The 9,461-nt window shown below is 60.7% G+C and carries 13 protein-coding genes; 6 read left to right on the top strand and 7 right to left on the bottom strand.

Annotation, left to right across the window (positions count from 1 at the left end; all coding sequences use genetic code 11):
* Window positions 1–12: 12 nt before the first annotated feature.
* The 5 genes from ACE3O2_RS07335 to ACE3O2_RS07355 all read right to left on the bottom strand — a co-directional run bounded on the left by ACE3O2_RS07335 (window position 13) and on the right by ACE3O2_RS07355 (window position 3,940).
* Window positions 13–1,344 (bottom strand): sigma-54-dependent transcriptional regulator, encoded by a 1,332-nt coding sequence (locus ACE3O2_RS07335; RefSeq protein WP_374336146.1) that lies wholly within the window; start codon window positions 1,342–1,344, stop codon window positions 13–15.
* Window positions 1,345–1,348: 4 nt separating this feature from the next.
* Window positions 1,349–1,834 (bottom strand): YajQ family cyclic di-GMP-binding protein, encoded by a 486-nt coding sequence (locus ACE3O2_RS07340; RefSeq protein ID WP_168875550.1) that lies wholly within the window; start codon window positions 1,832–1,834, stop codon window positions 1,349–1,351.
* A gap of 214 nt (window positions 1,835–2,048) precedes the next feature.
* On the bottom strand, window positions 2,049–2,585 hold the full coding sequence (locus ACE3O2_RS07345; protein ID WP_374336148.1) for a YbhB/YbcL family Raf kinase inhibitor-like protein: 537 nt from the start codon (window positions 2,583–2,585) through the stop codon (window positions 2,049–2,051).
* 26 nt (window positions 2,586–2,611) lie between these two features.
* Window positions 2,612–3,628, bottom strand: coding sequence for a zinc-binding alcohol dehydrogenase family protein (locus ACE3O2_RS07350; protein WP_374336150.1), 1,017 nt, complete (start codon window positions 3,626–3,628; stop codon window positions 2,612–2,614).
* A 24-nt stretch (window positions 3,629–3,652) separates the two neighbouring features.
* The gene (locus tag ACE3O2_RS07355; RefSeq protein ID WP_374336152.1) at window positions 3,653–3,940 is read right to left on the bottom strand and encodes a putative quinol monooxygenase; all 288 of its coding nucleotides are present in this window, start codon (window positions 3,938–3,940) and stop codon (window positions 3,653–3,655) included.
* A gap of 165 nt (window positions 3,941–4,105) precedes the next feature.
* Here ACE3O2_RS07355 and ACE3O2_RS07360 point away from each other — a divergent pair, with 165 nt between their 5' ends.
* Complete coding sequence (locus tag ACE3O2_RS07360) at window positions 4,106–5,044, top strand: LysR family transcriptional regulator (protein WP_374336154.1); 939 nt, start codon at window positions 4,106–4,108, stop codon at window positions 5,042–5,044.
* Window positions 5,045–5,046: 2 nt separating this feature from the next.
* Here the strand turns inward: ACE3O2_RS07360 and ACE3O2_RS07365 are convergent, their stop codons facing one another.
* The gene (locus ACE3O2_RS07365; protein WP_374336156.1) at window positions 5,047–5,505 is read right to left on the bottom strand and encodes a hypothetical protein; all 459 of its coding nucleotides are present in this window, start codon (window positions 5,503–5,505) and stop codon (window positions 5,047–5,049) included.
* Between the two features lie 133 nt (window positions 5,506–5,638).
* Here ACE3O2_RS07365 and ACE3O2_RS07370 point away from each other — a divergent pair, with 133 nt between their 5' ends.
* Genes ACE3O2_RS07370 through ACE3O2_RS07390 form a run of 5 tightly spaced genes read left to right on the top strand, consistent with a single transcriptional unit; the run spans window position 5,639 to window position 8,887 of the window.
* The gene (locus tag ACE3O2_RS07370; protein WP_374336158.1) at window positions 5,639–5,950 is read left to right on the top strand and encodes an ArsR/SmtB family transcription factor; all 312 of its coding nucleotides are present in this window, start codon (window positions 5,639–5,641) and stop codon (window positions 5,948–5,950) included.
* The gene (locus tag ACE3O2_RS07375; RefSeq protein WP_374336161.1) at window positions 5,947–6,981 is read left to right on the top strand and encodes a cation diffusion facilitator family transporter; all 1,035 of its coding nucleotides are present in this window, start codon (window positions 5,947–5,949) and stop codon (window positions 6,979–6,981) included. Before ACE3O2_RS07370 ends, ACE3O2_RS07375 begins: the two co-directional genes overlap by 4 nt.
* Window positions 6,982–7,025: 44 nt before the next feature.
* Window positions 7,026–7,394, top strand: coding sequence for a M15 family metallopeptidase (locus tag ACE3O2_RS07380; RefSeq protein ID WP_168875542.1), 369 nt, complete (start codon window positions 7,026–7,028; stop codon window positions 7,392–7,394).
* Between the two features lie 58 nt (window positions 7,395–7,452).
* Window positions 7,453–8,025, top strand: coding sequence for a TetR/AcrR family transcriptional regulator (locus tag ACE3O2_RS07385; protein WP_374336164.1), 573 nt, complete (start codon window positions 7,453–7,455; stop codon window positions 8,023–8,025).
* A gap of 34 nt (window positions 8,026–8,059) precedes the next feature.
* Entirely contained in the window at window positions 8,060–8,887 is an 828-nt protein-coding gene (locus ACE3O2_RS07390; protein WP_374336166.1) for an SDR family oxidoreductase, read from the top strand.
* 31 nt (window positions 8,888–8,918) lie between these two features.
* Here the strand turns inward: ACE3O2_RS07390 and ACE3O2_RS07395 are convergent, their stop codons facing one another.
* The gene (locus tag ACE3O2_RS07395; RefSeq protein WP_374336168.1) at window positions 8,919–9,461 is read right to left on the bottom strand and encodes an RNA polymerase sigma factor; all 543 of its coding nucleotides are present in this window, start codon (window positions 9,459–9,461) and stop codon (window positions 8,919–8,921) included.

Consider the following 9,461-nt stretch of genomic DNA (forward strand, 5'->3'; position numbering starts at 1 on the left):
CGGGCGCCGCCCTCATTCTGCCTCGACCCAGCCCTCATCACGAAACTGCGCCAGCTTGTAGCGCAGCGTGCGCTCACTCATGCCCAGCTTCTCGGCCGCCAGTCGCCGTACGCCATGGCAAGCCGCCAGCGTGTCCAGAATGTGCTGGCGCTCCAGATCACGCATATTGCTGGGCATCTCGCCTTTGTTGCCCTCTGCGGCAGGTTCGGTCAACGCAGCGGCTACACCGCCCGGCAGCATCAAGTCGGCGGCATCAATATCCGGATTCGGCGCCAGAATCAGCGCCCGTTGCACCACGTTTTCCAGTTCGCGCACATTGCCGGGGAAGGCATAAGCCCGCAAGGCCGCCTCCGCAGCTGCTGTAAACCGGCGGCCCTGACCACTCGCCAACCGTTGCAGGGTTTGCTTCGCCAGCGGCACGATGTCGCCCGGCCGCTCGCGCAGGCTGGGTAAGGGCAAGGGGAATACGTTCAGACGGTAGAACAAGTCCTCACGGAACTTGCCCTCCTTGACCCAGCTCGCCATATCCCGGTTGCTGGTCGCCAGTACCCGGATGTCCAGCGCAATCGGCTTGCTGCCGCCCACCCGCTCGACTTCACGCTCCTGTAGCACGCGCAGCAGCTTGGCCTGCAAAGGGAGCGGCATTTCTGAGACTTCATCCAGCAGCAGGGTGCCGCCCTGGGCCTGCTCAAACTTGCCGGCATGGCTTTGTGCTGCGCCGGTAAACGCCCCTTTTTCGTGACCGAACAGGGTCGATTCCAGCAGGCTTTCCGGAATGGCGGCGCAGTTGATGGCGATGAACGGCTTGTTGCGACGCGCGCTGTGCTGGTGGATGAAGCGGGCCAGCACTTCCTTGCCAGTGCCGGATTCGCCGCTGATCAGCACGGTGGCATCACTTTGAGCCACCCGCTCGGCCAATTGCCGCAGCTGCAGGGTGGCGGGGTCATGCGCCAGCATGTCACTGCCTTCGCCCGGCGACTGGGTCAGGGCAAAACGGGTGACCTGGCTGACCAGCGCATCCGGTGCAAACGGCTTGGGCAGGTAGTGGCAAGCGCCGGCTTGCAGCGAGGCAACGGCATGTTCAATCACCCCATAAGCCGTCATCAGCAACACCGGCAGGTGTGGCCACTGCACCTTGACCTCGCGCAGCAGCTGGTTGCCATCCATCGGCTGCATGGCAACATCGGACACCACCATGCCGACGGGCTGCTGTGCCAGCAGTTGCAGCGCCGCGCGGCCATCGCTGGCGGTAACGGTGCCAAAGCCCGCCAGCTCCAGCGTATCGACAATGGCCTCGCGCAAGGCCGCATCGTCCTCGACCACCAGAATAGGCAGCGCGCTCATGGCATCAATCGCGGAAGTTCTGGTACTGCAACGGGAAATCGGTGACTTCCTTGCGGATCAGTGCGATGGCCTCCTGCAGATTATCCCGCTTGGCGCCGGTCACACGCACCGCATCGCCTTGGATGGCGGCTTGCACCTTCATCTTGGAATCCTTGATCAGGCGAACGATCTTTTTCGCCAGCTCACTGTCGATGCCTTCCTTGACGGTAATGCTCTGCTTGACCTTGTTACCACTGACTTTCTCGATCTTGCCGTGGTCGAGGCAGCGCACATCTACCTGACGCTTGGCCAGTTTCTGCAGCAGGATGTCTTTCACCTGATCGAGCTGAAATTCAGCATCGGCATAGAGGGTTAGCACCTTCTCGCTTTGCTCCACGCGGGCGTCGGTGCCCTTGAAGTCGTATCGGGTGCCGACTTCTTTCTGGGTTTGGTCAACCGCATTGCGGACTTCAACCAGATTGACTTCCGAAACAACGTCAAACGAGGGCATGTGTACTCCTGGGGAAAACGGGTATGCAATATGTACTATAGACGCCCGCCACGACAGACGGTGCGCGGCATGCAGTTTACCTGATGTCCGCGCGGGCTTCACCCGTCAGACAGGGCAAGGCGTGTGATGCTGGTGGGACGTGGGGCAGTTTGCAGTGAGGAGGCAGGGCTTGGGGAGGGGGCAGGGCCACGGCATGTGGCCCTGCTGGTGGCGCTCAGCGCGGACCGGCGGTTACGGTGAAGCTGGCTTTGCCGAGGCTGTGCTGCCAGAGGAAGAAACCCACGAGCGCTGCGGTGGCCCCTTTGCCGACGGGCAATTTGTCGACCTTCAGCGCGTGTACCGTGTAGGTGTAATGATGGAGGCGGCCTGCGGGCGGGCAGGGGCCAAAGAAGCCCGGTTGCCCCACATCGGTATTGCCTTCAATGGTCCCTGCAGGTAGCGGGCCCGCATTGGCCCCACCGGGCAGAGACTGTGTCGTGGCCGGGATGTCATAGGCTACCCAGTGCCAGAAGCCACTGCCCGTGGGGGCGTCCTGATCGTAGAAGGTCACGGCAAAGCTCTTGGTGCCTGCCGGGGCATTGCGCCACTGCAGGTCCGGCATGACACTGTTACCGGTGCAGCCGAAAGCGTTGGCGTACTGCGCTGCAGGGATGGCCGCGCCCGGTGCAATTTGCGTGCTGCTCAGGGTGAAGTCAGCGGCATGGGCAGACAGGGAAAAGCTCATGGCCAGTGTGGCAAACAGTAGTTTCATCAGGTCCTCCAAAGAAGCGGGTGGGTTCAGAAGCCTTCAAGCACAATCTTGCCGCGTGCCTTGCCACTTTCCAGCATGGCGTGAGCGCGTTTCAGGTTGGTGGCATTGATGGTACCAAAGTGCTCGGCGACCGTGGTCTGGATCACGCTGGCGTCGACCAGCGCTGCCACCTCATCCAGCAGGCGGTGCTGGGCAATCATGTCTTCTGTCTTGAACAGCGAGCGGGTAAACATCAGCTCCCAGTGCAGGGAAATACTCTTGGCTTTGAGCTTCATGATGTCCAAAGGGGACTTGGGATCGTCAATGAGTGCAAAGCGGCCTTGCGGAGCGATGATGTCGGCGATTTGGGCGAAGTGATCGTCGCTGTGGTTGAGGCTGGCCACCATGGTGACGTTTTTCAGGCCAATACGTTGCAGCTCTTCGGCAAAAGGACGGTGATGGTCAATGACATGGTGCGCGCCCAGTTCACGAACCCAGGCTTGGGTTTCCGGGCGTGAAGCGGTGCCAATGACAGTCAGCGAGGTCAGGCGGCGTGCCAGTTGCGTCAGGATGGAGCCCACCCCGCCTGCAGCACCCACAATCAACAGCGATTGCTGGGACGGGCTTTTGCCGGGTACGACGCCCAGGCGGTCAAACAACAGTTCCCAGGCAGTGATGGCCGTCAACGGCAGGGCCGCCGCTTCGGCAAAGCCAAGACGCTCCGGCATGTGGCCGACTATGCGCTCATCCACCAGTTGCAACTCGGCATTGCTGCCGGGGCGGGTGATGTCGCCCGCGTACCAGACCCGGTCACCCGGCTTGAACAGCACGGCATCAGGCCCTGCTGCACGGACAATACCGGCCGCGTCCCAGCCCAGTACGCCCCATTGTCCTTCCCCTACCGGGCGTCCGGCCCGGATTTTGTAATCCACGGGGTTGACGGAGATGGCTTGGACTTCGACCAGCAGGTCGCTGCCGGTGACCACCGGTTCGGGCAGTTGAATGTCCTGCAGCGAGGCAGGGTCGGTAATGGGCAGGTTCTTCTGGTAAGCAATGGCTTTCATGGTGATACTCCTTTAAAGGTAGGTTCAGGCAATAAGGTCAAGGCGCTGGATGTCGATGCCAGCGGCCTTGCCTGCAATGGCGGATTGCAAACGAGCCATGTGCGGGCTGTGCAAGTGTGCTTCCAGCGCAGCGGCATCTGCCCAGCGTTCAATCATGACCCAGCACAGTGGGTCGGCTTGATCCACATGCAGGTCATATTGCTGACAGCCAGGTTCGACCCGGGTGGGCGCCAGCATGTCACGCAGCGCGGTGCCGACGGCTTCCCGGTGTTCTGGGTGAGCCACAATCGTGGCGACGATACTCAGAGGCATGATGATCCTTTGACTTGGGCAGACCCCGCTTGCCGGGTAGTCGGTTAGGCGGGTCACGTTTCGGGAGCATCATGCGGCAAGTTAATTTTTAAAAAAACACACTGATGGTTGATTGACTTGTAATCACTATTTGAAAATGACGTGGGGCGGGCTTATCATCCCGGCATGCAAACCTTGCGCGATCTGGAAATCTTTCAACTGGCTGCGGACCTGGGCAGCCTCTCATCCGCGGCACGACGACTGGACATGACGCCCGCTGCCGTCAGCATGGCGATCAAGCGACTGGAAGCTGAGCTGGGGGTGGCGGTATTCTTGCGGTCGACCCGCAGCCTGCGCCTGACCACCGAGGGCCGGGTATACCTGGATCACTGCAGGCAGGCATTGCAGTTGCTGGCCGACGGGCGTGAGGCCGCATTGACCGGCGTCCGGGCGTTGCGAGGATTATTGCAGCTCTCCCTGCCATCCGATCTGGGGCGTAATGTGGTGCTGCCCTGGCTGGACCAGTTTCAAGGGCAGCATCCGGAGCTGCAGTTACGGCTGCTGGTGACAGACCGGCTGGCGGATATTTACCGGCAGCCGGTAGACCTGGCCCTGCGCTATGGGACTTTGCCGGACTCCTCGCTGGTGGCCTTGCCCGTGGCATCTGATAATCGACGGGTGCTGTGTGCAGCGCCCACTTATATTGCACGGCATGGTCAGCCTGCCACACCGGCTGCGCTGGCCGCGCATAACTGTTTGACGTACCAGCACGGGGATGTGGTTTATGACCGTTGGCGGTTTTTCCCGCAGAGCCGTGAAGTGTCGTTTCAGGTCACCGGCAATCGCAGCACGGATGATGGCGATGCGGTACGCCGCTGGGCGCTGGATGGGCAGGGTATCGCCTACAAGTCGGCGCTGGATGTGGCCGAAGACCTGCTGGCAGGCCGCCTGGTTGCCCTATGCCCTGACTGGGCCGGAGAACCGGTGCCGCTGAACCTGCTCTGTGCCGGGCGCAGGCAAGTGAGCCCGCTGGTGCAGACCTTGCGGCAATTTCTGACGGAGCGCTGTGCAGACGTGTTGTCCCGATTGTCCACTGCGGGGTTGCTGCCAGCCCGCAGAGGCTAGGGCTACAGTCGATCCGCTTCCCACTTGCCGCATCCGTTCAGGCGCTCCAGGCTGCAGATACGCCAGACTTGACCTTGCTTTTTCAGGCTGAAGCGGAACGCCGGCGCATGCGGGGGACGACGCAGGGTCTGGACTGTGGCGGAGCGCTCGTCCTGTTGCGTCAACTGTGCCCCATCCGGATCGGCATCTGCTGTTCCCCCGTAGAAGTAATAGCCGCTGCTGTCCCGCTGGAAGGGGCGATGCTTTAGTGTGCAGTACACCTGCTGAATCTGGCGCAAAGCGTCACGGGCGGGGCCGCTTTGCAGCTCGGCAACCCGATCACGATGGCGGCGCGCCCAGTGATGACAGTCACGTGACCAAGCCTGAAATGCCGCAATATAGGCCAGCACCGTCTCCAGCGGGCCGCGCTGGGTGGCATCCGGCGACGTTTGCAGATAGCGTGACCATTCAAAATCATCCATGCCTCGGAACGATAAAGGATGTTGGCCTGATCCACCAGTCGTGTCCTGTCCGAATGGTTATGCAGGCGGGCTTGAGGGATGGATGGATAACATGTAACATTTGAATACATGTTTAATTGTTTGTGGTGATCGCATGCCAACACATGATGTCGATGTAGCCGAGCTGGCTGATTTGTTTCGCTTGCTGGGAGACCCCACCCGCTTGCGCGTGGTCATGAGCTGTCTGGAGGAGCCGGTGCCGGTGACGGCCATGGCCGAGCGGCTGGGCTTGAGCAGCTCGCTGGTGTCGCACCATTTGCGCTTGCTGAAGGCCGCGCGCATCGTGCGCGCTGAGCGACAAGGCAAGCAGGTGTTTTACATGGCGGCTGACCAGCACATCCGCGGCATGATCAGTGACCTGCTGGAGCATCTGGCCGAGCCGGATGGGGAAGGGGAGCTGGCATGAGCTACCGTCGCCATGAAACCTCTTCCCACGCGGGCTGCCAGCATGGGCATGCTCATCCGCACGACCACGACCACGACCACGACCACGACCACGACCACGACCACGACCACGACCACGGGCATGGGCACCATGGTCATCACCATGGTTTGCCACAGCCCGCAGAAGTGAACCGCCTGTTTGCACTGGCCGTGGGCCTGAATGCCGTGTTCGTGACCGTAGAGTTTGTCTATGGGGTGCTTGCCAATTCCACCGCCTTGCTGGCAGATGCCGGGCATAACCTGTCGGACGTGATGGGTTTGCTGCTGGCGTGGGCTGCCGCCTGGATGGGGCGGCGTACTCCGTCCAGCCGTTTCACCTATGGCTTGCGCAGCAGTTCCATTCTGGCGGCGCTGGCCAATGCATTGATGCTGCTGCTGGCGTGTGGCGGGATTGCCTGGGAGGCCATGCGCCGCTTGGGTGAGCCGCCGCAAGTGGCCGGCATGACCGTGACGGTGGTGGCCTTGATCGGTATCGTCATCAATGGCCTGTCGGCCATGCTGTTCATCAAGGGCAGCAAGGGCGATCTGAACCAGCGGGGCGCCTACCTGCATCTGATGGCCGATGCGGCGGTGTCGGCGGGTGTGGTGGTGGCCGGGGTGCTGATGTGGTGGACCGGCTGGTACTGGATCGATCCGGTGATCAGTCTCGTCATCATGGGTGTGATTGTGTGGGGTACCTGGGGATTGCTGCGGGATTCGGTGCGGCTGGCCCTTAATGCCGTGCCAGAGCACATCCAGCCGCAAGAGGTGATCGACACCCTGGGTGCGCTACCGGGGGTGACCGGGGTGCACGATGTGCATATCTGGGGGATGAGTACGTCGGAGACGGCGTTGACCGCGCACTTGGTCATGCCTCAGGGGGCCAGCGATGCCATGCTGGAGCAGGCTGCTGAAATGTTGCGTAGTCGCTATCGCATCCAGCATTGCACCTTGCAGGTGGAGCAGGGGGCGGTGCAGCATCATTGCAGCCTGCACGAAGCCCCGGTGCGCTGAGCTTCAGGTATCATCGCGCCAGCAATCACTGAAAGACAGCAATCATGGCCATTTTCCGGCAAAAGAAAGTCAGCAAGAAGCAGCAGCCAGTCCTCTCCGTCAAGTCGGCGGTGGTGGGCGAGATCATTCGTACCGCCATGCTGCTGGACGCGCAGCTGTTGCCCCCGGCGTATCGCCTGGTTATCTTTGAGGCCATCCTCAAGCATTATCCAGAGCTGCCGCTGCGTGACATCAACCAGCTGGAGCAGCAAGCCGCAGCCGTTGGCGCGGTGAGCCCCGAGCACCCTGCGCAGCAGCGCATGGGCGAATTGCAGCAATGGATCAAGGATGATCCACAACGGATTTTCACGCTGTTGGTCGGTTTGGCCGCGAACCGTGGTGATGAATACGCGTGGTCCTTGCTGCAAGGCTAAGGCATGTAAAGGATGAACGGTATTTAAAGCGAATTTAAATTCGGTTATAGTGCCGTTCATGCGACCCAAGGACGATCTCAAGCAAGCCGCCATTGAACAGGCCACCTACCAGCTGGTACAGGAGCAGGGGCTGGTGCGGCTGAAAATGGCGGATATTGCCCGTGCCGCAGGCTTGGCTGCCAGCACCCTGTATGTGTATTACCCCTCCAAGCAAGACTTGCTGGACAGCCTCTACCAGCAAGCCAAAAGTCGCAGTTTTCAGCGCTTGATTGCACAGGATGACCCTGGCAAGCCGCTGAAAGCGCGCATCCGCACCATCTGGCACAATATGGTGGACAACCGCTTGCAGTACCCGCAGGAGCTGGTGTTCATGGAGCAGTACCACAGCTCGGCCTTCCTCAGTGCGAGCAGTCGTGAGCTCAGCAGCAATATGCAGCATTTCTTTGCCGATCTGCTGCTGGCGGGTCAGCAAAGCGAACAACTGAAGCCACTGCCGCTACCTTTGTTGATGGCGTCGGTGCAGTCTTCGGTACGCGACCTCAGCCGTTTGATTCAGGATGGGGTACTGTCAGATGGACCCGACCTCCGTCAGGCGGCGTTTTCTCTTTGTTGGGATGCACTTTGCGCCTGATTTTTTTGCCTTTTAAACGAATGGAAATTCGATAATGAAGCCTGTGATTGTGATAACCGGTTGCTCCAGCGGGATTGGCCGGGCTGCAGCAGTATTGTTTGCCAGCAAAGGCTGGCAGGTGGTGGCGACCATGAGGCAGCCAGATACTCATTCTCTGCCAGACACGACTGCCGTCATGGGGATGGATGTGACTCAGCCGTCTCAAATTGCCACCGTGATGGCGGAAACCCTGCAGCGCTTCGGTCGCATTGATGCGCTGGTCAATAATGCCGGGTTCGGTGCATTCGGCCCCTTGGAAACTGCCAGTGAAGCCTTGCTGGAAAGGCAGTGGCAAACCAATGTGCAGGGTGTCATGGCGACCATCCGTGCCGTGCTGCCTGCCATGCGTGCCCAGCAACAAGGGGTGATCGTCAACATCGCCTCCATCGGCGGCCTGGTGACCATGCCGCTCAATGCCGTCTACCATGCTACCAAATATGCTGTGGTGGGCTTGAGTGAGGGCCTGCACTATGAGCTGGCCCCTTGGGGCATCCAGAGCAAAATCGTGGCGCCAGGCGGGGTGGCGACCGACTTTGCAGGTCGCTCGCTGAGTTTGACCTATCAGGGGGACGACCACCCCTATCATGAGTATGTCACTCAGGTGCAGCAGGCATTTTCACAGCGGCAAGGGCACTATTCCACGCCAGAAGCGGTGGCGGATGTGATCTACACGGCGGTGACGGATGGTGAACGACAGCGGGTCCGCTATGTGGTGGGGGCAGATGCGCAAGCGCTGCTGGCTGCGCGCGAGCAACTTGGTGAAGCGGGTTACCTGCACATGATGCAACAGCGCTTTGCCCCGCAGCCGGCCGAGCAAGCATAAGTGCACTTTGATACATGGCGCATGCGGATGGTCAGCCCGCGTGCGATGTGCCTTCGCTGAGCAGGTACTCGCGAATCAGTTCGCGGGCGCGGTGCAAGCGGCTTTTGATGGCGCCAGGCGATTCGCGCAGTTGCGCGGCTATTTCCGCAATGGTCAATGCTTCAAAGTCCCGCAGCAGGATGACTGCTCGATAATGCTCGGGCAAGGACTCCAGTGCGTGTGTCAGGTCGATGCGCAGTGAAATGTCCGTGCGGCTGGTCAGTTGTTGCGCTATGGCCTCTTCATCCAGCGGATTCAGCCGGAGCGTGATGCGCGCCAACTTCATGCAATGGCGCTTGATGACCGTAGACAGCCAGGCGGTGAAGGCAATCGCTGCCTTCAGCCCACCCAGCTTGCGGGACAGGGTTAGCAATGATTCCTGCACCGCATCATCCACATCGCTGGCGTGACAATGGCGCCGGGCATAACGCCTCACATCGGGCTGGCATTGTGCCAGCAGCTGTGAAATCGCGGCCGGGTCACCCGTTTGTGCGGCTTGCACCAGCAGGTCACGCTCCATCACGCCCGTGATCAT

It is taken from the genome of Leeia sp. (assembly GCF_041909055.1).
GTDB classification, from domain to species: Bacteria; Pseudomonadota; Gammaproteobacteria; order Burkholderiales; family Leeiaceae; genus Leeia; species Leeia aquatica.